This window comes from Gloeobacter violaceus PCC 7421 (assembly GCF_000011385.1).
GTDB lineage: Bacteria > Cyanobacteriota > Cyanobacteriia > Gloeobacterales > Gloeobacteraceae > Gloeobacter > Gloeobacter violaceus.
The window spans coordinates 3,374,561-3,399,804 of the sequence record NC_005125.1 but is presented as its reverse complement, the minus strand read 5'-3'; the positions used below and the strand labels follow the sequence as shown (position 1 = coordinate 3,399,804).

Sequence of the window (25,244 nt, the reverse complement as noted above, 5' to 3'; positions counted from 1 at the left end):
ACAGTCCGGGGAGCAAGGCCGGCAGTGGGTTTTTCGGAGGGGTGATGCTCGAGGGTTCGATCCTGTATAAACTGCGCAAGCAACTGGGTGCGGACCCACCTTCCTTTGGTGTGTACTACAAAAACACGCTGGTAGCCCTCTGCCACGCTCTCGAAGATCACATCCTGACCTGCGGCAGTCCGCCGTTGGTATTGACCGCCTTTCAGCGCGGCAAATGGTATGCCCAGGAGGCGAAGCGCTATCGCCAACTCGCGATGCACAGCCGCCAGGTGCTGATCATGGCGGTACCCGATTCGGGATTTTTGCAGCCGGACAACCCTGCCAACCTCACCCAGTTGGCCCTCAGCGAGACCGACCCGGTCTCGGTGGAGTGGCATCTGATGATTCTGGCCCCCAACTATGCGGCGATGGTGATGTGCCAGGAGTTGGGGGAAGCGGAGTACGGGCCGGGGGGAAGGCCCCAGCAGGATGTCGAGCGCAAGTTTTACGGGTTCTGGACGTTTGAGGAGCCGCTGGTGCGCGCGGCCGTCGATCTGACCCTCGATCACATCCGCGGTTACGACGCGAAGCTCACCGAAAAGCTGGAGAACGAACTGGAGCGCATCGACGCAGAACCGGCCGGCAGCCGCTCGGACCTGAGCGGCGTGGTCGCCCGGGTCGTCACCTATTTGCAGAGCAGCCAGCAGCAACTGGTCTCCCTCACCCGCCCTGCCCCGCCCACCTGGGAGGAGCCCGACAAACTGGGCACCAACCTGACCGCCAACCGGTTGCAGGCGTTCCTGCGCATGGCCCAGCGCATCGACGCGGGCGATGTGAGCAATCCCCAGGCTTCGCTGCAGGTGAGCAGTCTGGTGGAGGTGATCGGCCAACTGATGAACCTGCCTTTCGGGCGCCTCCGGCGCTTGCGCCTCGCGGCTCTGTTGCACCGCGTCGGCCTATCGGAGATTCCCGGCACGCTGATCGATCCCGACAGCCCGGACACGCTCAAAGTACTCGCCGAGGCCGCCGGGTTTGCCGGGGAGCTGTTGCGCTCGATGCCGGAATTGCGCTCGGTGGCCCGCATCGTCGAGCGCCAGTACGAGTGGTGGAACGGCGAGGGCCTGCCGGAGGGATTGGCGGGCGAAGCGATTCCGCTCGAAGCGCGTATCCTGGGTCTTGCCGCTTACTTTCAGGAGTGGCTGGTCGCCCGGGGCGAGCGGCCGGTGTGCACCCCGAGCGAGGCGCTCTCGCTGTGCGAGACGGGCGCGGGCGGGCGATGGGATCCACAGCTATTGGAGCAGCTGGCCAACATGGTCCGCCTGATGCAGGCGGGCATCCTCCTCGATCCGCTCCAGCCTAAAGTTGGTACCGGCCAGTGGTTGCTGCACGCGGCGGCGATGGACGCCTCCGAGGAATCGACAGTCCGTTGAGTGTGTTGTTAACGAGCGATGATCGAAGCAGAAAAGATCAAACAGGGTGAAGTTGAAGACCTGCGCGGCGCCGGCCTCGAAGGCATCGATCTGGCGGGGGTGCGCCTGGAGCGCCACAACCTGGCCGGGGCCAATCTCACCGGCGCCCACCTGGCGGGTGCTGTCCTGCATTGCGACCTGTGGGGAGCCAACCTGATGGGGGCCAACCTGAGCGAATCCGACCTGCGCGGCGCCAACCTGCGCGGTGCCAACTTGATGTCGGCCAATCTTCAAAATGCCAGCCTGGGCGGCGCCAATCTGGAGGGAACCAACCTGATGGGCCTCAACGGCATCGGGGCCGACTTGCGCCACGCGGATCTGCGCGGAGCGCGGCTGAGCGGGGCGAACCTGGCGGGGGCGGATCTTTCGGGAGCGAATCTGGCAGGGGCGGACCTGCGCGGCGCCGACCTGGAGGAAGCCAACCTCAGCAGCGCCGCCGTGGCCGGGGCCAGTTTCGCCGGGGCCAATCTGCTGTGTGCGGATCTAAGCGGGATCGACACCCGTCTGGCCGATTTTGAGGGGGCCTGCCTGGTGGGTACGCTTCTCGATGCGGTCTGAGGTAGGCTGTACACAAATTCGTGCGATTTTACGCTTTTCACCGATGACCCCGAGCAACGGCCAACCGCCCAGCAGCAGCGACCGGCTCGACCGCATCGAGCGTATTCTTGCTGCGGTGGCGGCCAGTTCAGCGGAGCACGACCGGCAAATCGGGGTTCTCCTCAGCCGAGATGCTGTTTATGAACAGCGGATGGACGCCTTCGAACGGCGCACGGAAGTTCTCGAAAGACAGCTTGAGGCTTTCAATTGGCGGACGGAGGTCCTTGACCGGCGGATGGAGGCTCTCGATCAGCACACGGAAGTTCTCGAACGGCGGATGGAGGCTTTTGATCAACGGACAGAGGCTTTCGATCTGCGCCTCGTCAGCCTGGATCAACGCCTCGCCACCATTGCTCAGCAGCAGGAGCGAAACACCGAGGCCATTTCAAGGTTGAGCGAGGAAGTAGCCGGGGTGAACCGGACGACCGCCGATGCAGCCGCTACGGCCACCAACGCCATCACCGGCTTGGTGGATGTGGCCGACAATATTCTGGCGCGCATCGACGACATCATGGCGCGCATCGGCGACATCATGGCGCGTATCGATGCAAACTCATCCCAAATTGTCGGTCTCCAAACAGAGAACCGCCGCATTCTGGAGATTCTTGAGCGCCGCAACGGCGGCCGGGCTTGACGGAATTGTGTTGACCCTCTTTTGATCACACTGGTCCATCGAGCCCAGATAGCTATATCAACCCGAAGCCGTAGTGCTCGAGAATTTTGCCCAGTAGTTCGGCATGTTTTTCCGGCAAAGAACCCAGACTGTTCTCCCGAAGTGCATCGGCCGTGCGATCGAACAGGCCGCAGCAATAACGTTCGTCGTCGTGCCGTAAGCGGTAGAGCATTCCATCGGGCCGGGCCGGGTGCGCCCAGATAGCCCTGGCCCAGCGGCGAGCCGTCCGGTATTGACCGCTGGACAGCCGGGTGAAAATCTGGTGGTGGATCGGGAAGGGGAGCCGGCTGCTCTACAGACAGACTCAGGCGGCACCCTGTTCTCCGTGAGCTGCCGCTGCCGCCACGACGGCGTCAATGTGCCCGTCGCGCAGGCACTCAAGCGGCGTTTTATCTCCCAAGCGAATGTCACCGGTAGTCAGAAACATGGCCTGGGTCCAGGGTGAATACTCCGCGAGGGCGGCCAGCACCTGCTCCAGACCGGCGAGCACCCGGCCTTCGTGAAACTGCCAGGTGGGATAGGCATACCCGCGACGCCCCAGGGAAAACGCAAGCAGTTGGCCTTTGCGGCGGCGCTTGTCCACTGCCTGGCGCGTCAGGTGTAGATGAGCGGCCACCTGTTCGCTGGTCAATGTGCCTCCCCCGGCTACAAGCAAATCGCGCTTCAGGGCTACCCCCCGCAGGCGGGCAGCGGCCGGCGGATCCATTTGGACGGCTTCTTGCAGTACCTCAGGACGACCGAGAATTTCCAGAAGCGCATCGAAAGCTGAAGGCACATCCGACAGTGGCTGCAGGGATGGCTCGTCGGTCCGACCGGCCGGCGAGCCGACAAGCTGCATCACACGCGCCAGAATGTCACTGCGCTCAGGATGGCGGGCGCTTTCGAGCAACACCTTGGAGAGCGCCAGCTTCACAGGCTCCGGTGCTGAAAGAAAACGCTGAACGGCTGCACGCTCCACGGCGGGCGCTTCCCGTAACTGCTGCTCTAGAAGCCGGGCTGTCATGGTGAACTATCCCATTCATTACTTCAAAGTTAACGAAGTTGTGCAACCTCGTCAACTCAAGCTGCCATTGCGTGCTCTCTTCGTTGTCAGAATCGCGAAATTGTCATCATGCGCGACCTCAACAGCAGCGCCGCTGTGGCCGGGGTCAGTTTCGCCGGGGCCGATCTGGTGTGCGCGGACCTTAGCGGAAGCTATACCTGCCTGGCAGACTTCGAGGGAGCCTGTCTGGTGGGTACGCTCCTCGATGCGGTCTGGCTACAATTTCTGTTTGTCGTTTCTTTTCGCAGGACATGCACGAACCACCCCAGACATCCGTGCCGACACCAGCCCAACTGCGCAAGTGCTACGAAGTGTGCTGCAACCTCACCCGCTTCTACCGCAGTATCAACTTGCTCACCCTCGACCCCCGTTATAATGAGGTCTACATCTTGACCTCCGGCAATTTGGAAGTCCTGATAAGCCCAACCGGCGATGCAAGGTACCTGCCGCTATGAATGAATCGAAGTATTCGACGATGACAATCGACCAGCTGCGTGAGTATATGCTGGGTCACCGAGATGAGCAATCTGCCTTTTTTGCCTACATGGACCGATTGCGCCAAATGCCGATGAAGACAATCCCCGCCGAGGTGACGGGTGAAGAACTCACTCAAGCCATAGCAGAGATTGTCCGCAACCATGACGCGAGAAATCGCCATGGTGAACCTGGAGAGCAGTTTTAGCTACTGGGCCGACCCGAGTAAAGTCTATTCATGGTTCATTCCGGAGATTGCCGGAGTGGCTTCCGGGTAAATTGAAAGCAGTTCGACTCACTCTTGGCACCGTGACCTCCAGCAACGGCCAACCGCCCGCAGCAATGACCGGCTCGACCGCATCGAGTGGCCAATCTAATTGACGCCGAACAGCCCCGGGCAGGGTTAACAGCAATAGCGAGCCGGGCGGGCGCGGGGCTCGCACAGCAAAAGGGCTGATCGCAAATCGGTAACGCTGAAAAGTAGGTTACGGATCCTCTGCACTTTCGGCGGCACCGGCCGCGAACAGTTCTGGGAACCACGCCTCGGCGAGCGAGGCCGAGAAGTTGAGGCGGACCTGTTTGCCCCTCGGGGAATCGGAGGCCAGGAGCCCCTTGCCTGAGAGTGCGGCCACCGCTTCGCGGGCCTGGCGGTCGCTGTAACCGGAGATCGTCGCGGCTTCACCGCGCGCAAGGCTGCCGTAGGTCAAGGCGTGGTTGATGAGCCGGTCGCTGCCGGAAGGGAGCTTTTTTTGGGCCATGTCTGCTCTGACGTAGGCCAGCACACGCTCCCGCAGCGAGTTTGTCTGCATCAGCCCTTGCATGAATTCCACCTGGTCGATCGCCACTTCCTGCAAGAAAAAGTTCGAGAAATCCAGTAAGGCAATCTCGCTGAGGTGGCCCCTGCCGTCAAGGTCACTGCGGCGGTCGGCGTCGGCATGGGCAAGCAAATTTCTATAACGGTTCCGTTTGCGGGCGAGTCCCCGAGAGACGGACCACAGCGAGTCTTTGCATAGGCCCAACGCCTGCAAGTAGGCGTGCGAGAACAACCGGGCCACCCTGCCGTTGCCGTCCGTGAACGGGTGAATCCACAGCAACCGGTGGTGGGAGGCGCCGAGGGCCAAAAGACCGTGGATGGGCCGTTCGGGATCGGGCTGGTACGCTTCATGGAACCGGGCGAGGAACCGGGGCAGATCGGCGGCGGGGGGAGGCTGGTGCGCCCCGACGCTGATCTCGACAGTACGCAACTCGCCTGGAGTGACGCGGCCGATGACCTTGCCGCTCTGGTTCTTGAGCACCCGAAATTCGGCTCCGATACGCTCGTAGAACTCCCGGTGGCACCAGTACAACCACTCGGCGGCAGTCACAGGCACCGCAGGCATCTCGCCACGGTCGATGAGGCGTTGCACCTCGATGTGCGCCTTCGCCTCCTCCTGCAACTCGCGTTTGGCGGGCTCGTCCGAGTAGTCCTGCGCCAAAGCCCTGTCGATATCCCGAGGGCGCGTGTTGTGACCTTCGATGAGGTTTGAGTAGTAGCAGTTCATAGAGCGGACCAAGTCAGCCAGAGCGGCGCGGATACTCTGGGGAACGGACGCTTCGAAGGCAGTGTCCAGTTTCTGCAGTCTGGCCGCGAGTTCGACGAACCTGCCGCCGTCGCGCCCCTCGGAAACGCGCATCGGCTCCATCAATTCCACCGGCCAGGTTGCCATACAGTCTTTCCTGCAAAAAGCTCCAAAATTTCCGTTTCTGCTTCCGTTAACAAGCAAGGCTCAAAACCTCTTCATTTCTAAGCTACAACCTTGGAAGCCCTGAAAAATTTCCGTTTCCTGTGCCGTTTTCTTTTGGTCAAAATAGGTATAACGATACCGATGTACATGCCGGACAACTCAGCTTGGAAGGCCGAGTCGAACAGTTGATGGCGGATGCGGCGCAGGAAAACGAACAGCTTGGCGCGGCGATGCGCTTGACGATGCGCTTCTCCGCCTGTGACAGTTCGATGGGAGGGTGCCAGGTTTGTAGTCGCACGGTTTTGCTCCAGGTCGTCTGCGGGCTTGCTCCCATTCAAGTTCAAGCAAAACGCCCGGAGAGGCATGGATGCAGGGAAGTGATGAGGACCTGTCCAGCTGGTTCGACCGGCACAAAGAAGCAATCGAGCGGTCCTACCTGGTCGGCGACGACCCGTACTTGCAGTCGGGCTGGGCAAGCACCCCCGAGCGCTGGCTCTGGGCGAGGCGGGTCATCTTGAAGGCCGTGCCCCACTCGGGGTCATTCTTCGACATCGGCTGTGCGAACGGGTTGCTGTTGGAGTGCTTGGTACAGTGGGCGAACGAGCAAGGAGTGCGGTTGGAGCCCCACGGCATCGATTTTTCGGAGGCGTTGGTGGAGTTGGCGCGCACCAGGCTGCCTGCTTTTGCGGACAATCTCGCGGTCGCCAACGCCCACGACTGGCAACCACAAAGGGCTTTCGATTATGTACACACGCTTTTGGAATACGTACCCGAGGCACTGCAGCAAGAATACCTGGACAGACTGCTGAGACAAGCTGTCTTAGGGGGAGGGCGATTGATAGTCAGCAGCTACAGCAGCCGTCGTACCGGAAGGGCAGCGTTAGATGTGGCTAGCCGCTTGGGCTCGCTGGGATTCCGAGTTGAAGGCGACGCACTCAGCCATGACGAAGACGGGTGGGTACTGACCCATACGACTTGGCTCGGGAAGAGCTCTGTGACACCTTTCGGTATAACTGGACCGATGCTCTAGAATTCATGGGCACGGCGGGGATCGAACCCACGACCTTTCGCTCCGGAGGCGAACGCTCTATCCGCTGAGCTACGTGCCCAAGGCTACCAACCGATGGTAGCACTTGGAGATTTGGACTATTCGGTCCCTTCGTCCCACGAGGAGATGTAGTGGAGCTGGTCGGGCGTCAGGGTGTCGATGGCGATGCCCATGGCGGCGAGCTTGAGGGCGGCGATTTGCCGGTCGAGTTCTTCGGGGATGTTGTAGATGCCCGGGGAGAGCTTGCCCTGGTTCTTGATCAGGTACTCGACGGCCAGAGCCTGGTTGGCGAAGCTCATGTCCATCACCGAGGCGGGGTGGCCCTCGGCGGCGGCCAGGTTGATTAGACGGCCTTCGCCCAGCACGATCACCGATTTGCCCCCTTCGAGGGTGTACTCCTCGGTGAAAGGACGGACCATGCGGCGCTCGCTGGACAGTTCGCCCAGGGCGACCAAGTCGATTTCGATGTCAAAGTGGCCGGAGTTGCAGACGATGGCGCCGTCCTTCATCATCGCGAAGTGCTCGCGGCGGATGACGTGCTTGTTGCCGGTGACGGTGATGAACAGGTCACCCAGGCAAGCGGCCTCGGCCATCGGCATCACCTGCAAGCCGTCCATCGCCGCTTCGATGGCGCGCACGGGGTTGATCTCGGTCACGACGACATTCGCCCCCATACCGCGGGCGCGCAGGGCCACACCCTTGCCGCACCAGCCGTAACCGGCGACAACGATCGTCTTACCCGCAAGCAGAATGTTGGTGGCCCGGATAATGCCATCCAGGGTCGATTGACCGGTGCCGTAGCGGTTGTCGAAAAAGTGCTTGGTCTCGGCGTCGTTGACCGCCATCGCCGGAAAGGTGAGCACCCCGGCGGCGAGCATCGCCTTGAGGCGGACGATGCCGGTGGTGGTCTCCTCGGTGGTGCCGATCACCCCGGCAATCAGATCGGGGCGGTCTTTGATCATCGTCGCCACCACATCGGAGCCGTCGTCGATGATGATCTGCGGCCGGTGGTCGAGGGCGACACGGACATGACGCAAGTAGGTGGCGGTGTCCTCACCCTTGAGGGCAAAGACCGGAATGCCGTGATCGACCACCAGCGAGGCGGCGACATCGTCCTGGGTCGAAAGGGGGTTGCTTGCGATAAGCAAGGCGTCGGCCCCAGCCGCCTTCAGGGCGACAGCCAGGTTGGCCGTCTCGGTCGTGACGTGACAGCAGGCGGAAATGCGAATGCCGGCTAAAGGGCGTTCCTGGGAAAAACGCTGGCGCAATTGTTTGAGCACGGGCATCTCGCGCGCCGCCCATTCGATACGCTGTCTGCCTTCAGCCGCCAGTTCGAGGTTGCGAACTTCGTAGCGCACCTGGATTGGGGTCTTTACTGCTGTCATCAAATGCTCCTGAAAATACGTGGGAAAATCCGGGTTACCAAGAAACGGAACGTGACAGAATGAGGGCTGTCACTCAAACTAGGATACCTTATTGCCGTTTGCGCCCGGAGCGCGGGCGGCCGAGATGACTTCAATGCCTCAGCGCTACACCGTCGAGATCCGCGATCCTGCCCGCGGCCGGGTCTACCGCCTGCGCGCCCGCGAAGATCAATATATTTTGCGCGAGGCCGAGGCCCAGGGCGTTGCCCTGCCCTTCTCCTGCCGCAACGGTGCGTGCACCACCTGTGCCGCCCGGGTGCTCACCGGCCGCTTGCGCCAGCCCGAGGCGATGGGCCTTTCCGGCGAACTGCAGGCCCAGGGTTACGCGCTGTTGTGCGTTTCCTACGCCCAATCGAACCTTGAAGTCGAACTGCAGAACGAGGACGAAGTGTACATGCTCCAGTTTGGGCAAAACTTTGCCCAGGGCCAGGTCGCCGCCGGTCTGCCCCTGGAAGGGGACTAGACCATGGCCGAGCGACCGGCGCGCCTCAGGCTCGATCAGATCCTGGTCGAACGGGGCCTGGCCGAAAGCCGCCAGAAAGCCCAGGCTCTGATCCGGGCCGGACAGGTGCGCGTGGGCGGCGAGCGGTTCGACAAGCCCGGTTCGCTGTGCCCGGTCGATAGCGAAGTGTCGGTGGCAGCCGGTTCGCCCTTCGTCTCGCGCGGCGGCGAGAAGCTCACGGGGGCGCTCGCCCGCTTTGATGTGCATATCGAGGGCCGCGTCTGCCTGGATGGCGGCATCTCCACCGGCGGATTTGCCGATTGTCTGCTGCAGCGGGGGGCAGCGCGGGTCTACGGTATCGACGTGGGTTACGGTCAGGTGGCCTGGAAACTGCGCACCGACCCGCGCGTCGTGCTCAAAGAACGTACCAACCTGCGCCATTTAAGGCCTGCCGAACTCTACGGCCCGGGCGATCCCTGGCCGGATCTGGCGACGGCGGATCTGTCGTTCATCTCGCTCAAGCTGGTGCTCGGCCCCATCTGGCAATTGCTGCTGGTGCCGCGCGAAGTGCTGCTCCTCGTCAAGCCGCAGTTCGAAGCAGGACGGGAGCGCGTCGGCAAGAACGGCGTCGTGCGCGATCCGGCTGTCCACCGAGAGGTGATAGCCGATGTCTGGTCTGTCTCACAAGCCCTCGGTTGGGGTTTTCGAGGGCTCTGCCCGTCTCCGATCACCGGACCTGCCGGCAATCGCGAGTACTGGCTGTGGTTGTCAATGGAGGCAGGCCACTTCCTGGCTCCGGAGACGATCGAGGCGGTCGTGCGCGAAGTGGCAGCGACGCGTTAGCTAGGAAGTGGCAGCTTGGCGGCGGCGGCTTGATCGAGCATCCAGAAGCGTTCGCCGTCGGCGGGATCGATAAGGGCACTCGGGTAGGTGGTGTCGCCGGCGAGCACCCGGGTCAGCACCTCGGCTTTGTCGGCACCGGCCACCAGAAAAAGCACCTTGCGGCTGCGGTTGAAGACCGGGTAGGTAAGGGTCAGGCGGGCCGTCGGTTGGGAGGCGGGGCGGGCCGCCGCCACCGGCCGATCGTCCACGGTCAGAGCGCCATCGCCTGGAAAGAGCGAGGCGGTGTGCCCGTCGGCGCCCATACCCATCAATGCCAGGTCAAGGCGAATGTCGCCGCCAAAAAACTCGGACAACTGGGCCGAGTGCAGGCGGGCCGCTTCCTCGATATCGTCGCTGCCCACGGGCATCGCGTGCACGTTCGCCACGGGGATGGCGACATGGTCCAGCAGCGCCTCTTTGACCATCCGGTAGTTGCTCTGCGGGTCATCGGGCGGCACGAAGCGTTCGTCGCCCCAGAATAGATGAATCTGATTCCAGGGCAACTTGGAGCGGTGCGGCTCGGTGGCGAGCAACTGGTAGAGCCGTTTGGGCGTCGAACCGCCCGCGAGCGACACGCAAAAGCGGTTGTGCAGGGCGATGGCAGCGTGGGCTGCCTCCTCGAATAGCTGTGCCGCTTCCAGCGACAGGCTCTCCAGATCCGGAAAGATGGTGATGGCGCCGCGCATAGCTACTTCAGCTGCATCAGATCGTGGATCACTTCGAGCGATTCCTCATAGATGGGGTCGCGATCGGGGGTTCTGAGCGCTTCGCTGAGCAACTGTTCGGTGGTGAGGGTGTCGATGTCGCTCACCAGCGACAGGGTGGCTTCACCCACGTTCATCTGCATACGGATGCAACTGGAAGAATCGCTGCTGCAGAGCACCGTCGAGCAGGCGGCTCCCATCTCCTCGGAGCGCAAACCCACCGAGGTGATCTGACCGGCCAGGTGCGCCTCGCCTGCCACGGCGCGCAGGGTCACCTGAATGGGCCGCTGGGTGCTGTCGCGCATGATGATCTGCTTGGTGAGATCTTTGTTGTGCAGCGACAGAGGCTGCCAGCCCAGGCGGCTGGCGAGCCAACCCAAAAACAGGTACGCCTGGCAGGGGTTGAGGGGAATGCCCTCGCTCTGGCCGTACTCGATGATCACGCGGTCGAGTGCGCCCAGGCAGGCGGCCCGGCCTTCGCTGTCGAAGGCAACCGCGGTTTCTTCGCGCCAGGGGGTGAGCCGTGACCAGTTGAGATCGCCGAAGGAACGGTTTCTTTCGTGCCCCAGGGCGAGGGAGGTATAGCTTTCGAGCGCCTTCTCGGGTGCTTCGAACAGTGACGAATCGACCACGGTGCGATCGACAATGTGCTGCAAGTTCGTGAACAGTTCCAGGTGGGTATTGAGCGGTCCCTTCCACCACAAAAACGTCTCAAGCTCGGGCAACAGCAAGGCCGCGGCGGTGGTGTCCAGTTCGTTGAGGGCTTTGCCGCTCGCGCGCAGCGTGATGTACTCGCAGCAGATCGACTCGCGCCCGCCGCCTTCGCTCACCGGGCAGTAGGCGGCGACATAAGCTTCGAGGTTATCCTGGGGTCCATCGGTGCTCGCAAGCAGGGCAATGGCCCGACAGGGGTGCTGCACGGCAATGGCACCAATCGCCTCGCCGATGCTGTTGGGATCTTGCAGTTCGCTCTCGTAGACGAGCAAGTTGAAGGTCGAAGCGCGGGTGGCACCCTCCTGCGAGCTCCAGATGGTCTTGAGCTGCTTGTCGATCTGGCTGACTTGCACCCGGAAGGGCTCGGCAATCGCGACGACGGAGGCATTCTCGGTCATGATTCACTCACCAGTTAAGAAGAAAACACAGGCTATAGGCGCCGCCAGCGGCGGCCGTTGTCCATCAGCTTACTCGCGGCACTCGGCCCCCAGGAACCGGCGTCGTAGTAATTGAGATCGCCGGCTTTCTGGATTTCCCAGCGCTCGATGAGCGGTGTGACGATCTTCCAGGCCGCCTCGACTTCGTCCGCGCGGGTAAACAGCGTCTGATCCCCGAGCAGAAAATCGAGCAGCAACCGCTCGTAGGCTTCGGGCGAGGCGACCTCGAAGGTGCCGCCGTAGTGAAAGTCCATGTTCACCGAGCGCATGGCGATGTCGGCCACCGGCCGCTTGGCCTCGAAGCGCAGCGAAATGCCTTCGTCCGGTTGGATGCGCAGCACCAGCATGTTCGGGCTGAGCTGGCCCGCGCTGCTCGACGGAAAGAGCAGGTGCGGCACTTCCCGAAATTGCAGGGCAATTTCGGTGACGCGCTTGGCGAGGCGTTTGCCGGTGCGCAGCAAAAACGGCACGCCCTTCCAGCGCCAATTGTTGATCATGAATTTGGCGGCAATATAGCTCGCAGTCTGAACGTCGGGGTTGACCCGGGGTTCGTCGCGGTAGGCGTGCACCGGTTCGCCTGAAATCCAGCCGTTGGCGTACTGGGCGCGGACTGCCGCAAGGCCGTTCGGCCCCTGGCCGACCTGGGTGGCGCGCAGGACTTTCACTTTTTCGTCGCGCACGGTGTCGGCCTCGAAGGCGGAGGGCGGCTCCATGGCGGTGAGAGCCAACAGCTGTACCAGGTGATTCTGGATCATGTCGCGCAGCGCGCCGCCGGCTTCGTCGTAGTACGGCCCGCGGTTTTCGACCCCCACCGTCTCTGCTACCGTGATCTGCACGTGATCGACGTAGCGGTTGTTCCAGAGCGGTTCCCAGATCGAATTGGCAAAGCGGAAGACCAGGATATTCTGAACGGTCTCTTTGCCCAGGTAGTGATCGATGCGGTAGACCTGCTTTTCGTGAAAGACTTGCTGGACGACTTTGTTGAGATTTTGAGCCGACTCCAGGTCGTGGCCGAAGGGTTTTTCGATCACCAGGCGCGTGTTGCGCACGTCGCCCGCCAGGCCCGCTCCGCCCAGATTCTCGATGATGGGCGCAAAGAAACTCGGGGCGGTAGCCATGTAGAAGGCCCGGTTGCCGAGGGTGCCGCGCTCGCTATCTAGAGTCTGCAAAAATTCGCCGAGGTCCTTAAAATTCTGGAGATTGTCGAGGTCCCCCTGGAAGTAATAGATGCCCTTGGAGAAACTTTCCCAGAGGTTGCCCAGCTTGCTGCGCGAATACTTGGCTACCCCTTCCTTCATCATTTCGCGAAATTCTTCGTGGCTGTAGGGGCGACGGGCATAGCCCACGACCGTGAATTCAGGGGGCAATCGCCGGTCGCGGGCCAGGTCGTAAAGGGCTGGGATCAGCTTGCGGACGGTCAAATCTCCGGAGGCCCCGAAGATAGTCAAAATGGCAGGCTTGGGCGTGCGCTCCAGGCGCAGCCCCTGGCGCAACGGATTGGCGCTCAATCCTCCAGTCAACGATGCGGTCATACGGTAGCGGCCTCGAAACTCAAGCAAGGATCTGTGCAACACCGCCGGGTGTTACCCCAGACTAGGCGGCTTCGCTTTGTCGCCGCGCAAAATCGTCGGAACAAATTAACAATTGAGAAACGGCCCCGAAGGCTCCAGCAAAAGCACTTCGGAAGCCGCGGGTTATTCGTCCTCGCTCTCACCGGCGAAGAAACCGGCCCGCATGCCCATGGGCGCGCCGCTCCCCGACTTGGCGGCGGTCAGTTGCACAGCCACGACATCGGAACTCATCACCGCGAGGTGTTTCTCCGGCACCTTGTCGCAGGTAAGCTCGATCACCCGGGGCGGGCTGGCGTTCATTGCGTCGCGAATTTTGGCATATAGATCGCCCGCGGCCGTCTGGTCCTTGCGCTGCACCGCGAGGGCGACGGGGTTGCCGCGCAAAATCAATTCGATCGTAAACATGAATTTCTCAAAGTCCAACACCCTATTCTAGGCGGAACCCCCGGAGGGGGGCAGGGGGGCGGCGCGCCCGTAAAACTGCACCACGGCGTCGAGATCGAGCTGTTCGTAGCGATCCACCACCCACTGGGTGCGCCGCTGCAGCAGGTGCATCGGCACCGCCGTCGTCAGGGCAAGCACCCGCAGCCCGGCACGCCGCGCCGCTTCGATCCCCGCCAGGCTATCCTCCACCGCCAGGGCTTCCTCGGGTTCACGGCCGAGGCGCCCCAGCGCCGTGCGGTAGCCCTCCGGGTCCGGTTTGCCGCGCTGGATGTCCTCGGCGGCCACAATCAGAGCAAAGTACTCTCTCAGGCCGGTGTTCTCGAGCAACCAGCTCACTTCTTCGCCGCCGCTGCCGGTGACCACGGCCAGATGCATCCCCCGGCCCACGAGATCCGCAAGCAACGCCTGCACCCCGACCACGAGCAAGTCCTTGGGCGCCGCCCGCTCGCGGTACAGCTCGGTTTTGCGCCGCATCAGGGCGGCAAGGGCGCCGTCGCCCACCGCCAGACCGCGCGCTTCGAGCACGGCGCGAAACGCTTCGCGATCGGGGCGGCCCAGGCAATGGCGCCGGTACTCGGCACGGCTGACTTCCAGGTTGAACGCTTCGCCCAGCACCTGCAGGGTCAAAGCCCGGTGCAGCGGCTCGTCGTCGACCAGCACGCCGTTGAAATCAAACAGAACCGCCCGCAAAGCCACAGTCCAACCCGCAGGAGAGCAACGCGCCCCGATCGTATCAGTCCGGCGGGCCGTTGCCGGATGGTGCGTCCTCGCCGATGCTGGGAACAAGCTATCCGGACAAACGAATGATGCGCCGAGCGCTGCTGGTGGTGACGACGGTTCTGGTGTTGCTCCTGGGGGGGACCCGCTTCGTGCAGACCCTCCAGGAGCCCCAGCCCCGCGCCCAAATCGCCCTTGAAGGGACCGACCTGCAATTGCAGCTGCTCACCCTCAAGACCGACCCCGACTGGCGCGAGGCGATGGCCCCGCTCGATGAGCGGCAACTGCTGTCCGAAGCAGTCGAAGCTTACCGCGAGGCGAAGCTGGAAGCGCCCGCCCGCCCCGCCCAACTGGTCAAACTCGGTCTGCTGGAGGCGGCCCGGGGCAACACCGAGCCCGCCCGGACGGCCTGGAAGCAGGTGGAGGTCCGCTCGCCCCTGGGACCGACGGCCGCAGTGCTGGCCGATCTGTGGGCTCGCCCGCCGATCTTGCCCCCCGAGGCCGAAAACATTCTCGAAAGCAAGCTGGCCGGCTGGTACCGCACCGCCGCCCTCACCCGCCTCTACCAACTGCAGCAGCGCTCCGACGCCCTGCGGACTTTGCAGGCCGACGCGAGCGCCAAAGCCACCCGCACCCTGGTGCGCCTCGGGGTGCTCAACCTTCTGCCGCTGGCCGCGCTGGTGGCGGGCCTGGTCGTTTTGGTGAGCTGGGTCGTCTGGCGCAACCGCAGGCCCGATCCGCCCGGGTGGCAGGTGCCCTGGAATGTCCAGACCGTCTGGGAAGTGATGGTCTACTGGTTTGCCGCTTTTTTCAGCGCCGGGTTTCTCGTGAGCGCCTTGGTCGCGGGGTTGCGGCCGGAGCAAGCCGATCCGCTCTTTCAGGCGCTCTTCACGCTGCTGGTCTACGGCCTGATCGCCGGGGCGGGTCTGGGGTTGCTGTGGTCGCTGGTCTGGAAGCCCCATCCCGAAAGCCGCGCTCTATTTAGCTACCGGCTGGTCGCCGGCTGGGAGCGCTGGGGAATCGGCGGCTGGCTTGCGGCGGTGCCGTTGGTGCTTGCCACCTCGCTGCTCGCCCAGCGCCTGGTGGGCGAAGGCGGCGGCGGCAACTCGCTGCTCACCGGCATCGGCGGCGCCGACGCATGGCCGGTGCGGATCGTACTCTTTTTGAGCGTCGCGGTCGCAGCCCCGCTCTTTGAAGAGACGCTCTTTCGCGGCTTTGTCTTTCCATCGCTGGCAAGCCGCCTGGGTGCCCCGGCGGGGGTGGTCGCCTCCGCCGCCCTTTTTGGGATTGCCCACTTCAGCGCCCTCGAATTTTTTCCGCTCTTTGCCCTGGGCGTGGTGCTCGCCACCGTCTATCACTACACCCGCTCCTTGGCGCCGTGCATCCTGCTGCACTCGCTGTGGAACGGTTCGACATTTTTGTTTCTCACGGTGCTGAGCGGTTAAAGCGGTAGGATAGCCTCGAAGTCACCGCCGCCAGCGCATGGACGAAAAACTGCTGTTCGTCTGCATGGGAAACATTTGCCGCTCGCCGGCCGCCGAGGGGATCATGGTCTATCTGCTCGAAAAGGCCGGGCTGGGTGGTCAGGTGGTTTGCGACTCCGCAGGGACGATCGCCTACCACGTGGGAGAACCCCCCGACCGGCGCATGCGCGCCGCCGCCACCCGCCGGGGCATTGCGCTGCGCGGCACCGCCCGCAAATTTTCGCCCGCCGATTTCGACCACTTCGACCGCATCCTGGTGATGGACCGGGCCAATTACGAGGACATCCTCGATCTCGACCCCTCCGGCCGCCGTCGCCCCAAAGTCAAACTCGTCTGCGAATATTGCCGCGTGTACCCGGATCGGGAAGTCCCCGATCCGTACTACGGCGGTGACGCCGGTTTCGAGCATGTCTTGGATCTGTTGCTCGACGCCTGCTCGGGTCTGCTCGACGCCATCCGCAGCGGCCATGTGGACCGCAATCGCTAGGCACATCGCCCAGAGCACCGGCGAGGCGTTCGCGGCCGAGGGCCGGAGTGCAGTGGGCGGTGGCAGCATCAACCGCACCTGCGTCCTCTCAGGCTCTGGCCGGCGCTACTTTGTGAAGCTCAACACCCCGGACACCCTCGCCATGTTCGAAGCCGAGGCGGATGGCCTCGAAGCGTTGCACCGCGCTGGAGCCCTCCGCGTTCCCCGCCCGATTTGCTCAGGAGTTGCCGCCGACTCGGCCTACCTGGTCATCGAGTGGCTGCCCTTGGGGGGCCGGGGCGATTGGGAGCAATTGGGCGAGCAGTTGGCCCGCCTGCACCGGACCATCAGTTCCAAAGGATTCGGCTGGCGGCGCGACAACACGATCGGCTCCACCCCCCAGCCCAATCCCTGGACCGCCGATTGGGCCGCCTTTTTTGCCCGCCACCGCATCGGCCACCAGCTCGCCCTCGCCCGCGGCTCCGCCATCGACCGTGCTACCGCTCAGGAGCTGGTCGAACGCATCCCCAACCTGCTTGCCGGTCACTGCCCCGAACCATCGCTGTTGCACGGTGATCTGTGGTTGGGCAACGCCGATTTCACCGCCGCGGGGGAGCCCGTCATCTTCGACCCGGCCACTTACTACGGCGATCGAGAAACGGATCTGGCCATGAGCGAATTATTCGACGGCTTCCCGGAAAGCTTCTACCGCGGCTACCGGCGGGCCTGGCCGCTTGCTCCCGGCTACGAGCGGCGCAAAGTGCTCTACAACCTCTACCATGTTCTCAACCACTACAATCTGTTCGGCGGCGGCTACGCCTCCCAGGCCAACCGCATGATCCGGCAATTACTTATCCAGTCGGATTGACGTTTGGGGTTTCCTGGCTTATCGTAGTGTTTCACGGGCGTATAACTCAGCGGTAGAGTGCGATCTTCACACGGTCGAAGCCGCAGGTTCAAGTCCTGCTACGCCCATCATCTCAACAAGACGAATGCAAGCAAGTATCTAAGCCAAATACTTTGTCATCTTTGAAATAGCTTGTCCCATCTTTCAGCTGCCTCGGAACGGATTGCAACCATGGATGATAGATGCGAGATCTCTTTACTAGAAAATACATAGGCGGTATCCGAGTAAAGGTTGTATCCCACAATAAAATCGAACTCATCGTCGGCATAGCGCCTGTATTTGCCTACACCCGCTCGGCAATGAAGGGAAATTGAAGGAAGACCTCCTTTTTTGTTTATCCTTGTCCAGCGAACTTCAATACGAAAAATTTTGCCAGTTGCTGGAACTCTTACTAACCAAACTGTTTTGTCTCGATCATCAGGTGCCTTATAGACGTCGAAACGGTGAAGATGCAACCGGAAAAGAATAGCGGATTCAGCAATTCTACCTTTTTGCGCTCTTGTGTATTCTGCAACTTTATCGGTCCAATGTTTGGACAGCTCTCCTCGGTCCTTTTTGGGGGGAACATAATGGGCTCTCGACTGGCGTTCCTTTATTTCTGATGGAGTGAGCGGATAATCTTTGAGCCAAGCGCTCAGGGAACCTTTTGCTGCACCTGTAACATCCGAAATTTGACGAAGCGACATGCGCTTTTCGACCCGGAGCCGAATCACTTCCCGGCGTAGGGCATCGTCTCTCACTCCGCGCACCATAAAATCCTCGCTGTCCACATATGGGAATTTTATCTTATTTGAGGACAAAAGTCCATATGCGCAGCCGGTTATCTGTGGAGAATCAAGCAACCTGATTGGAAAGCGGCGTCTCGACGGGAGCGGGTTCGGAGGGTGAGTCGTCCGAAACCTCGCGCGCCCAGACGGCCATGCCGTCGGGGGTGACCTCTCCGAAGAGATTGGCAAAGGAGGTGTCGGCGGCGTCGCGGCCGGTGGCGATGCGCACCAGGCCCTCGCGGTGGGCTTTGCGGGTGGCGTCGAACAGGTACCAGTTGCCGCCCAGGTAGGTTTCGAAGTAGGCATGAAAATCGGGCGGATCGAGCTTGAAGGCGTAGCCCGCCACGAAGCGGGCCGGGATGCCCAAGGCACGGCTGAGGGCGATGCCCAGGTGGGCGAAGTCGCGGCAGACGCCGATGCGCTCGATCACCGTGTCGGGGGCGGAGGTGTGCACGTCGGAGGTGCCGTAGCTGTAGGCGATATTCTCGTAAATCCAGTCGCACAGACCGTCGATGCGGGCGTAGCCCGGTTCGAGATGGCCCACGAGGCTATTGGCCAAGGGCACCATCCGGTCGGACTGGCAGTAGCGGCTTGGAAACAAATACGGCACGACCTCCGGGGGCAGTTCGCCCGGATCGACCTGGCGGGCCTCCTCCCAGGAGCCTGCAAAAGGCGGCTGCAGGTGCACCAGGGCCTGGTAGTCGATCTGCACCCGCCCGCCGCTGGGGCGCAGGCGCACCGTGCGGTTGCCGAAGCTGTCTTCGAAGTGTTCTTTGGGCAAGTCGGGCTCGATGCGGAAATGCTCGCTCATCACCTGCTGGTTGCCGCCGTCTTGCGGGCGGATGGTGAGCATCAGAGTAGCGGGCCCGTCGCAGCGGTAGCCCAGGGTGCAACCTACGGAAAGTTTCATGGAGGTGGGATGGCGTTTTCCCCCACTGTGGCACCCCCCTATCCCATCGGCAAGGGGAACCGCGCGGCACCCCGGCACGTCCGGAACGGCGCAGAAAAAGACAGTGCCAAGTAAGGAGCTTCGATGGATAAAGCGGTGTTGCCGTGGGGTCGATGGTTGTTGGGACCGCTACTGGGGCTGGTTTTGGCAAGCGGGCCGGTGGCGGCGCAAGGTCCGGATCAAAATTATGCGTTTGTCGGCGGCCGGTGGTTCAACGGCCGCGGGTTCGAGAAAAAAACGGTGTACGCGGTGGGGGGTCGCTTCACCTTCGAACGCCCAGCGAAAGTCGACAGCACCGTGGACCTGCAAAACCGCTACGTCGTGCCGCCCTTTGGCGAAGCGCACACCCACCGGCTTTCGGATCCGCGGGAGGTAGAAGCGGGAATCGCCGATTATCTGCGCGACGGGATCTTTTACGCGAAGATCCCCAACGACATTCCCCTCTCTTCGGCGGCGGCCCGCGAGCGGCTCAACCGGCCCGACAGCGTCGATGCGGTGTACGCCCACGGGGGGCTTACGGCTACGGGCGGCCACCCGATGCGCCTGTATGCCTTCCTCGCCCAGAGCAAATACATCGAAATCACCGAGCCTAAAAAGCTGGACGGGCAGGCTTACCATGTCGTCGACAGCGAAGCGGATCTCGAGCGCAAGTGGCCGCAGATCCTGGCGGGGAAACCGGATTTTATCAAGACTTATCTGCTCTACTCCGAAGAATTCAACAAACGCAAAGACGACAAGCGCTACTTTGGGGCCAAAGGACTCGACCCCCGGTTGTTGGGCCGCATCGTGGAGAAGGCCCACCGCGCAGGGCTGCAGGTGGTGACCCACATCGAGACGGCCGCCGATTTTCGTAGCGCTGTGGCGGCGGGGGTCGACGAAATCGCCCACCTGCCCGGCTACTGGTTCGGTCCCCCCGAGTGGCCGATGCCGCCTGCGGCCTTCGAACTCACCCGCGAAGACGCGCAACTGGCCCGCCGCAACAACGTCGCCGTGGTCACCACCACCCTGGTGACCGACGGCCTAGTCAAAGACAAAGCGCAGGCAGAGCAGATCCAGGCCGTTCAAAAGCGCAATCTGCGCCTGCTCAAAGAAGCGGGCGTCCCACTGGTCATCGGATCGGACGCCTTTGGCGCCACCAGTTTGCAGGAGGCGCTCAAACTGAACACCCTGGGCAGCTTCGATCGGCTGGAACTGCTCAAATCGCTGTGCGAATCGACGCCGCAGAACATCTTTCCCAGGCGAAAGATTGGGGTCATCGCTGAAGGGTACGAGGCAAGTTTTCTAGTGCTCGAAGCGGATCCGCTCGTCGACTTTGGCAACGTCAAAAAAATTGCCCGCCGCTTCAAGCAGGGCCGCTGGGTGGAACTGTCGGCTGCAGGCGGCGAAAAGCGCTCCGAAGCCGCACCGAGCCACGCGCATTGAGTCGGAATTCTTCCTCAAGCGTGCCGGGTACTGAGAGCGAGCGGGTGTCGGGTGTGTGGTCAATTGCCCCTGAGCGCCTGCAGGGCCCATTGAGAGAGCTCTGTCGCAAACCGCTGGTCGAGAGGTAAGTGCCCGACCAAAAGCCGATAGTAGATGGGGCCATAAAGAATATCGATCGCCAGGTCCGGGTCGAGATCGGGGGCGAACTCGCCATCCTTGATGCCCCGCTGGATGACGGCTTTCGCCTCGGCACGGCGGTGATTGAGATAGCGAGCGCGGTAGTTGTTCAGTGCCTCTGGATCGGCCTGCCCCTCGGCGATCACTTGTGCCAGGATACGCCCGTACTCCCCCGACCAGGCTTGCACCAGGGAAGCCATTTGCCGTGCGATGGCTTCTGTGGCCGACAGTCCCTCTGGGTAAGGCGTGACAAGCAGTACATTCTCCAAAAAGGCATCGATGGCCACCGCCGCTTTGCTGGGCCACCAGCGGTAGATCGTGGCTTTCCCGACACCGGACTCGTGGGCAATCGCCTCGATCGACAGATCTCTGAGGGTGGTTGTTTTGAGCAATGTCCAGGTTGCGTTAAGGATTGCTGCCCTCGATTCTGCAGACCGAGGTCGCCCAACTCGTTTTTCAGGGTCTTGAGGCATTTTTCAGAATCAGCGCTTGACATCTAGTTTTTATTCTAATACGATTCGTATCATAAATCAATGACACGGGACGAGGCGGCTCCAAAATGGACGGATGGAATCCGCAGGTTTGGCTCGTCGTCGGCGGTTCAACCGGAGCCGGTCGAACATCGGCCGAAACCATTTTGAAGGCAGTCGCATGCGCCATTGTCACTGCAAGTGAACCAGATCAATTCTGCTAAGAGTCTGCCCGCCGCGACTCGGGTCGCTCCGAGTGACTTAACTCACCCACAAATAAAGATATTTGAGCAATGGAGCCTGTATTGTGCCGCCCAGACATCTGCTTTCCACGTTGATCATGATATTTTCGCTCGGCACACTATTGTCGCCGGTGCAAAGTCAAGCGCAAAGCCAGCCGCCCTATTGGACCAAAGCCGCACCGCCGACGGTGGCTCGGCAGGAACTGTATCCGGAAGTATTGAACAGAAAAATTTACGTGGTTGGCGGTCTACTCAGTCCAAACACCGGATTCTCGGCCCATTTCGAGTCTTATGATCCTCTTAACGATGCATGGACCGTATTAAGACCGCTACCCGAAGCACGCCATCACATCACGCTATCGGCGGTGAAGGGTTCGCTCTACGGCGTCGGCGGTTTCACGGGTGGGTTTCCGGACTGGCGCGCACAAAGTACGGTGTTTATATACAATCCTTCCTCCAACACTTGGACCAGAGGCACCGACCTGCCGGTGGCCCGTGCGGAGGGCATTTCCGCGGTGATCGACCACAAAATATACCTGGTTGGCGGGCGCGTTCGGGCCGCTGAGAACGCTCGGCTTTTCGATGACCACATTGACAGTGTGCGAAACGAAGTATTTGATCCGGCGACCGGGCGCTGGTTGGCCCGTGCCGATGCACCGACACCACGAAACAGTGCAGCATCGGCAGTCATTGATGGAAAGATCTACGTGGTCGGTGGTCGCCAGTTTTTCAAGAATGCCGATGGCACCACGCGGCAAGTCAATGTGCCAAATCTTGAGGTCTACGATCCGAAACTTGATCGTTGGCAGACGCGCTCGCCGATGCCCCAAGCCCGAGGTGGTCTTGCTGCGACCTCGCTGGGCGGCAAGCTTTACGTTTTTGGCGGCGAACAATGGGTTCCGGAGCAGAAAGTTTTTGCCGAAAGTTGGGTGTACGACCCAAAAATCGACGTCTGGAAAGCATTGCCGCCCTTGCCAACCCCGCGACACGGATTGGGGGCGTCGGCCGTTGGAGACCGAATTTTTGTTTTTGGCGGCGGAACCAGAACCGGCGGCAATGCAGCCACAGCCATACACGAAGTGCTGGTGTTGCCCCGTGATTTGTAGCCCCCATGCCACCGACCCAAACAGAAGCCCAAGTTTCCACGTAGGAGAAATTTCCGGCTCGAAGGATCGCGTGCCCATTGCACCGAATGATTGCGCGTCGGATTCCTGATGTTCGCAAGCTGCTGAAACTGAGTGCACCAACCGGGGATTTGCGCTCCACAGCCGATCCTGTTAGCCTACGAGTCCAAGAGGGATTTGAGGAAAGGCCATGTCCGGCAATCTGCGCAGCCGCATCGTCACCCAGGGGGTGCAGCGCTCCCCCAACCGCGCCATGCTGCGGGCGGTGGGTTTTGGCGACGGTGATTTCGAGCGGCCCATCGTGGGGGTGGCCAACGGCTTCAGCACGATTACCCCCTGCAATCTGGGCCTGGGAGCTTTGGCGGAGCGGGCGGAGGCGGCGTTGCGCGCCGGCGGGGCGATGCCCCAACTATTCGGAACGATCACGATCAGCGACGGCATCTCGATGGGTACCGAGGGGATGAAGTACTCGCTGGTGTCCCGCGAGGTGATCGCCGACAGCATCGAGACGGTCTGCAACGGTCAGAGCCTGGACGGGGTGCTCGCTATCGGCGGCTGCGACAAGAACATGCCGGGTGCGATGATCGCCATTGCCAGACTCAATATCCCGGCGGTCTTCGTCTACGGCGGCACGATCAAACCCGGCCGCTACCAGGATCAGGACCTCACGGTCGTGAGCGCCTTCGAAGCGGTGGGCCAGTACAGCGCCGGCAAAATTGACCAGACGACCCTCGTCGAAATCGAGCGGCGCGCCTGCCCGGGGGCGGGCTCCTGCGGCGGCATGTACACCGCCAATACGATGAGTTCGGCCTTCGAGGCGATGGGCATGAGCTTGGTGTACTCCTCGACGATGGCCGCCGAGGATCCCGAAAAAGCGGACAGCACCGCCCTGTCGGCCAAGGTGCTGGTTGAAGCGATCCAAGCGCAAATCCTGCCGAGCGCCATCCTGACGCGAAAAGCTTTCGAGAACGCCATCGCTGTGATCATGGCCATCGGCGGCTCGACCAACGCCGTGCTGCACCTGCTTGCCATCGCCCACAGCGCCCGGGTGCCACTCGCACTGGATGACTTCGAGTGCATCCGCGCGCGGGTGCCGGTGCTGTGCGATCTCAAGCCCAGCGGTCGCTTTGTCGCCACCGATCTGCACAGAGCCGGGGGTATTCCCCAGGTGATGAAAATGTTGCTCGTGCGCGGGCTCCTCCACGGCGACGCCCTCACGGTAACCGGCCAGACGGTCGCCGAGGTGCTGCGCGACGTACCCACAGAACCGCGCACCGACCAGGAGGTGATCCGTCCCTGGGACCGGCCTCTCTACAGTTCGGGGCACCTGGCCATTTTGCGCGGCAACCTGGCGAGCGAAGGGGCGGTCGCCAAGATTACCGGCGTCAAAAAGCCCCAGATCACTGGTCCTGCCCGCGTCTTCGACTCCGAAGAAAGCTGCATGGAAGCAATTCTGGCGGGCGCCATCCAGCCGGGCGATGTGATCGTCATTCGCTACGAAGGCCCCAAGGGCGGTCCCGGCATGCGGGAGATGCTCTCGCCCACTTCGGCCATCATCGGCGCGGGTCTGGGCGATGCGGTGGGACTGATCACCGACGGCCGCTTCTCGGGGGGCACCTACGGCATGGTCGTGGGCCACGTCGCCCCGGAAGCCTTCGTGGGCGGCACCATCGCCCTGGTCGAAGCAGGAGATCTGATCACCATCGACGCCCCGGCGCGCAAGATCGAGCTATTGGTGACCACAGACGAACTGGAGCGCCGACGCGCCGCCTGGCGGCCGCCTGCCCCCCGTTACATCCGCGGGGTGCTCGCCAAGTACGCCCGTCAGGTGAACAGCAGCAGCCTCGGGGCGGTCACCGACGCCTTTATTTGATGAATACCCGGTAGCTGCGCCAGGCCGCACCGCGCCAGGCGAGCCGAATCATGCTCTGCTTGCCGAGGCCCGAGCGGCGGGTGGCCTGATCGACGGTGGCCCCCCGCTTCATCTGCACCACCAGGTTCTGGGCCTGCTGGAAGACGGCGTCGGTGGGCTTGAGCAACTTGCGATCGACGCTGAGCTTCAGCCCGAGCAACAGATCTTCGGTGGTTGCGTCGTAGCCCGCGATGCGGCCCAGCGAATAGACCCCGGGCGGCAACTCGGTGGGTGCGCTCGACGCTTCGAGGGGCGCGGCGGCATTAGTAGCGGTTTCGGGCGCGGCGGCGGTGGCCGGGGCCGGGGGCGGTGGCGGGGCCGGGGTGGGTGGTGCGGGCTTGGATTCGGCGGCGGCGCTCGCGGTGGGTGGCGGGGTGTCCGGGGCGGCAGCGCGGGCGACGGTGGGTGGCGGGGCCGGTGGGGCGACGGCTACTTTCTTTTTGAGGTCTTCGACGATTTTGCTGACCTGGGAGGTGTCTTGCTCTTTGGGCACAAGAGTGACGTATTTTTCGTAGTCCCGCAGGGCCGGTTCGTAGTCTTTGAGGGCGTTGAGAATGGCGGCGCGGTTGTAGTAAGCATCGGCGTAGTCTGCTTTTTTCTCAATGGCAAGGGTCAGATCGCCCACCGCCCCGCGCGGGTCGTTGAGGTAGTAGCGCGTCAGCGCCCGGTTGACGTAGGCGGCCGCCTCGTTCGGGTATTCTTTGAGCAGTTGGTCCCATACTTGCCTGGCCCGGCTGTAGTCTTTGCTTTGTTGCAGGGTGTAGGCTTCTTTGAATCGGGCTTGCAGCGGCGCGCTCTGGGCCAAAAGCCCACTGGGGGGACTCGACGCCGACAGCAAAGCGGCAAGGGCGATGCCGAGAGGCAAAGAAAGCTTCATCCCGCCAAATCTCCACGATAGAGTAACCGGATGCACAGGCTGCCTGCTTGGGTGAGGCTCGCCAAGACATTCACTTTAAAAGTGGGCGTGCACTTCAAAAGCCTAC

Annotated in this window: 27 protein-coding genes, 2 tRNA genes and 2 pseudogenes; 16 read left to right on the top strand and 15 right to left on the bottom strand. The window is 62.2% G+C overall.

Going from position 1 to position 25,244, the window contains the following annotated elements:
• The first annotated feature begins 44 nt into the window (after window positions 1-44).
• Genes GLL_RS16470 through GLL_RS16460 form a run of 3 tightly spaced genes read left to right on the top strand, consistent with a single transcriptional unit; the run spans window position 45 to window position 2,679 of the window.
• A complete protein-coding gene (locus GLL_RS16470) occupies window positions 45-1,409 on the top strand; it encodes a DICT sensory domain-containing protein (protein WP_164929211.1) in 1,365 nt (454 codons plus the stop codon).
• A gap of 18 nt (window positions 1,410-1,427) precedes the next feature.
• The gene (locus GLL_RS16465) at window positions 1,428-2,006 is read left to right on the top strand and encodes a pentapeptide repeat-containing protein (protein WP_011143183.1); all 579 of its coding nucleotides are present in this window, start codon (window positions 1,428-1,430) and stop codon (window positions 2,004-2,006) included.
• Between the two features lie 43 nt (window positions 2,007-2,049).
• On the top strand, window positions 2,050-2,679 hold the full coding sequence (locus GLL_RS16460) for a hypothetical protein (RefSeq protein WP_164929210.1): 630 nt from the start codon (window positions 2,050-2,052) through the stop codon (window positions 2,677-2,679).
• 52 nt (window positions 2,680-2,731) lie between these two features.
• Here GLL_RS16460 and GLL_RS16455 read toward each other — a convergent pair whose 3' ends face one another.
• Both GLL_RS16455 and GLL_RS16450 read right to left on the bottom strand, forming a co-directional pair.
• Entirely contained in the window at window positions 2,732-2,965 is a 234-nt protein-coding gene (locus tag GLL_RS16455; protein ID WP_269446191.1) for an RES domain-containing protein, read from the bottom strand.
• A 57-nt stretch (window positions 2,966-3,022) separates the two neighbouring features.
• Window positions 3,023-3,721: a hypothetical protein gene (locus tag GLL_RS16450; RefSeq protein ID WP_011143180.1), complete on the bottom strand. Its 699-nt coding sequence runs from the start codon at window positions 3,719-3,721 to the stop codon at window positions 3,023-3,025.
• 108 nt (window positions 3,722-3,829) lie between these two features.
• Here GLL_RS16450 and GLL_RS23560 point away from each other — a divergent pair.
• The 3 genes and pseudogenes from GLL_RS23560 to GLL_RS16435 form a co-directional block, all read left to right on the top strand.
• Window positions 3,830-3,952, top strand: a pseudogene (locus tag GLL_RS23560) (pentapeptide repeat-containing protein); the annotation flags it as partial.
• 59 nt (window positions 3,953-4,011) lie between these two features.
• Window positions 4,012-4,215: a DUF6888 family protein gene (locus GLL_RS23315; RefSeq protein WP_011143179.1), complete on the top strand. Its 204-nt coding sequence runs from the start codon at window positions 4,012-4,014 to the stop codon at window positions 4,213-4,215.
• On the top strand, window positions 4,212-4,442 hold the full coding sequence (locus tag GLL_RS16435; RefSeq protein WP_011143178.1) for a DUF6887 family protein: 231 nt from the start codon (window positions 4,212-4,214) through the stop codon (window positions 4,440-4,442). Before GLL_RS23315 ends, GLL_RS16435 begins: the two co-directional genes overlap by 4 nt.
• A 277-nt stretch (window positions 4,443-4,719) precedes the next feature.
• Here GLL_RS16435 and GLL_RS16430 read toward each other — a convergent pair whose 3' ends face one another.
• A complete protein-coding gene (locus GLL_RS16430) occupies window positions 4,720-5,940 on the bottom strand; it encodes a Fic family protein (protein WP_011143177.1) in 1,221 nt (406 codons plus the stop codon).
• Between the two features lie 161 nt (window positions 5,941-6,101).
• Window positions 6,102-6,292 (bottom strand): annotated as a pseudogene (locus GLL_RS23780) (hypothetical protein); the annotation flags it as partial.
• Window positions 6,293-6,325: 33 nt separating this feature from the next.
• Between GLL_RS23780 and GLL_RS16425 the strand changes: the two are divergent.
• On the top strand, window positions 6,326-6,988 hold the full coding sequence (locus tag GLL_RS16425; protein ID WP_011143176.1) for a class I SAM-dependent methyltransferase: 663 nt from the start codon (window positions 6,326-6,328) through the stop codon (window positions 6,986-6,988).
• A gap of 6 nt (window positions 6,989-6,994) precedes the next feature.
• Here the strand turns inward: GLL_RS16425 and GLL_RS16420 are convergent.
• Window positions 6,995-7,067: transfer RNA gene (locus GLL_RS16420), tRNA-Arg, on the bottom strand.
• A gap of 37 nt (window positions 7,068-7,104) precedes the next feature.
• On the bottom strand, window positions 7,105-8,391 hold the full coding sequence (ahcY, locus tag GLL_RS16415; RefSeq protein ID WP_011143175.1) for an adenosylhomocysteinase: 1,287 nt from the start codon (window positions 8,389-8,391) through the stop codon (window positions 7,105-7,107).
• Window positions 8,392-8,524: 133 nt separating this feature from the next.
• Here ahcY and GLL_RS16410 point away from each other — a divergent pair, with 133 nt between their 5' ends.
• Together GLL_RS16410 and GLL_RS16405 are read left to right on the top strand one after the other, a co-directional pair.
• The gene (locus GLL_RS16410; protein WP_011143174.1) at window positions 8,525-8,893 is read left to right on the top strand and encodes a 2Fe-2S iron-sulfur cluster-binding protein; all 369 of its coding nucleotides are present in this window, start codon (window positions 8,525-8,527) and stop codon (window positions 8,891-8,893) included.
• 3 nt (window positions 8,894-8,896) lie between these two features.
• Complete coding sequence (locus tag GLL_RS16405; RefSeq protein ID WP_011143173.1) at window positions 8,897-9,715, top strand: TlyA family RNA methyltransferase; 819 nt, start codon at window positions 8,897-8,899, stop codon at window positions 9,713-9,715.
• Here GLL_RS16405 and pgl read toward each other — a convergent pair.
• The 5 genes from pgl to GLL_RS16380 form a co-directional block, all read right to left on the bottom strand.
• Window positions 9,712-10,440 carry a 6-phosphogluconolactonase gene (gene pgl / locus GLL_RS16400; RefSeq protein WP_011143172.1) on the bottom strand — a complete coding sequence of 243 codons (729 nt, stop codon included), beginning with the start codon at window positions 10,438-10,440 and terminating at the stop codon, window positions 9,712-9,714. The two genes, GLL_RS16405 and pgl, sit on opposite strands and share 4 nt — an antisense overlap.
• A gap of 2 nt (window positions 10,441-10,442) precedes the next feature.
• Complete coding sequence (locus tag GLL_RS16395) at window positions 10,443-11,570, bottom strand: glucose-6-phosphate dehydrogenase assembly protein OpcA (RefSeq protein ID WP_011143171.1); 1,128 nt, start codon at window positions 11,568-11,570, stop codon at window positions 10,443-10,445.
• 32 nt (window positions 11,571-11,602) lie between these two features.
• Window positions 11,603-13,141, bottom strand: coding sequence for a glucose-6-phosphate dehydrogenase (zwf, locus tag GLL_RS16390; RefSeq protein ID WP_011143170.1), 1,539 nt, complete (start codon window positions 13,139-13,141; stop codon window positions 11,603-11,605).
• A gap of 162 nt (window positions 13,142-13,303) precedes the next feature.
• A complete protein-coding gene (locus tag GLL_RS16385; RefSeq protein WP_011143169.1) occupies window positions 13,304-13,585 on the bottom strand; it encodes a hypothetical protein in 282 nt (93 codons plus the stop codon).
• Window positions 13,586-13,612: 27 nt separating this feature from the next.
• Window positions 13,613-14,320, bottom strand: coding sequence for an HAD family hydrolase (locus GLL_RS16380; protein WP_011143168.1), 708 nt, complete (start codon window positions 14,318-14,320; stop codon window positions 13,613-13,615).
• Between the two features lie 107 nt (window positions 14,321-14,427).
• On the opposite strand from GLL_RS16380, the gene GLL_RS16375 reads away from it, so the two are divergent.
• The 4 genes from GLL_RS16375 (at window position 14,428) to GLL_RS16360 (ending at window position 17,266) form a co-directional block, all read left to right on the top strand.
• Window positions 14,428-15,786: a CPBP family intramembrane glutamic endopeptidase gene (locus GLL_RS16375; protein ID WP_164929208.1), complete on the top strand. Its 1,359-nt coding sequence runs from the start codon at window positions 14,428-14,430 to the stop codon at window positions 15,784-15,786.
• 37 nt (window positions 15,787-15,823) lie between these two features.
• Complete coding sequence (locus GLL_RS16370) at window positions 15,824-16,312, top strand: low molecular weight protein-tyrosine-phosphatase (protein ID WP_011143166.1); 489 nt, start codon at window positions 15,824-15,826, stop codon at window positions 16,310-16,312.
• Window positions 16,293-17,159 carry a fructosamine kinase family protein gene (locus tag GLL_RS16365; RefSeq protein WP_011143165.1) on the top strand — a complete coding sequence of 289 codons (867 nt, stop codon included), beginning with the start codon at window positions 16,293-16,295 and terminating at the stop codon, window positions 17,157-17,159. Before GLL_RS16370 ends, GLL_RS16365 begins: the two co-directional genes overlap by 20 nt.
• 35 nt (window positions 17,160-17,194) lie before the next feature.
• A tRNA-Val gene (locus GLL_RS16360) sits at window positions 17,195-17,266 on the top strand.
• Between the two features lie 48 nt (window positions 17,267-17,314).
• On the opposite strand, the gene GLL_RS16355 is transcribed toward GLL_RS16360, so the two are convergent.
• Together GLL_RS16355 and GLL_RS16350 are read right to left on the bottom strand one after the other, a co-directional pair.
• Window positions 17,315-17,950 carry a hypothetical protein gene (locus GLL_RS16355; RefSeq protein ID WP_164929207.1) on the bottom strand — a complete coding sequence of 212 codons (636 nt, stop codon included), beginning with the start codon at window positions 17,948-17,950 and terminating at the stop codon, window positions 17,315-17,317.
• 82 nt (window positions 17,951-18,032) lie between these two features.
• A complete protein-coding gene (locus tag GLL_RS16350; protein ID WP_011143164.1) occupies window positions 18,033-18,875 on the bottom strand; it encodes a transglutaminase domain-containing protein in 843 nt (280 codons plus the stop codon).
• Window positions 18,876-18,998: 123 nt separating this feature from the next.
• Here GLL_RS16350 and GLL_RS16345 point away from each other — a divergent pair, with 123 nt between their 5' ends.
• The gene (locus GLL_RS16345; RefSeq protein WP_011143163.1) at window positions 18,999-20,336 is read left to right on the top strand and encodes an amidohydrolase family protein; all 1,338 of its coding nucleotides are present in this window, start codon (window positions 18,999-19,001) and stop codon (window positions 20,334-20,336) included.
• A 59-nt stretch (window positions 20,337-20,395) separates the two neighbouring features.
• Here the strand turns inward: GLL_RS16345 and GLL_RS16340 are convergent, their stop codons facing one another.
• A complete protein-coding gene (locus tag GLL_RS16340; protein WP_011143162.1) occupies window positions 20,396-20,986 on the bottom strand; it encodes a TetR/AcrR family transcriptional regulator in 591 nt (196 codons plus the stop codon).
• Between the two features lie 304 nt (window positions 20,987-21,290).
• Between GLL_RS16340 and GLL_RS16335 the strand changes: the two genes are divergently transcribed.
• Together GLL_RS16335 and ilvD are read left to right on the top strand one after the other, a co-directional pair.
• Window positions 21,291-22,331 (top strand): Kelch repeat-containing protein, encoded by a 1,041-nt coding sequence (locus GLL_RS16335; protein ID WP_011143161.1) that lies wholly within the window; start codon window positions 21,291-21,293, stop codon window positions 22,329-22,331.
• A gap of 208 nt (window positions 22,332-22,539) precedes the next feature.
• Entirely contained in the window at window positions 22,540-24,222 is a 1,683-nt protein-coding gene (ilvD, locus tag GLL_RS16330; RefSeq protein WP_011143160.1) for a dihydroxy-acid dehydratase, read from the top strand.
• Here the strand turns inward: ilvD and GLL_RS16325 are convergent.
• Entirely contained in the window at window positions 24,215-25,138 is a 924-nt protein-coding gene (locus tag GLL_RS16325) for a tetratricopeptide repeat protein (protein WP_164929206.1), read from the bottom strand. The two genes, ilvD and GLL_RS16325, sit on opposite strands and share 8 nt — an antisense overlap.
• Between the last annotated feature and the right edge of the window lie 106 nt (window positions 25,139-25,244).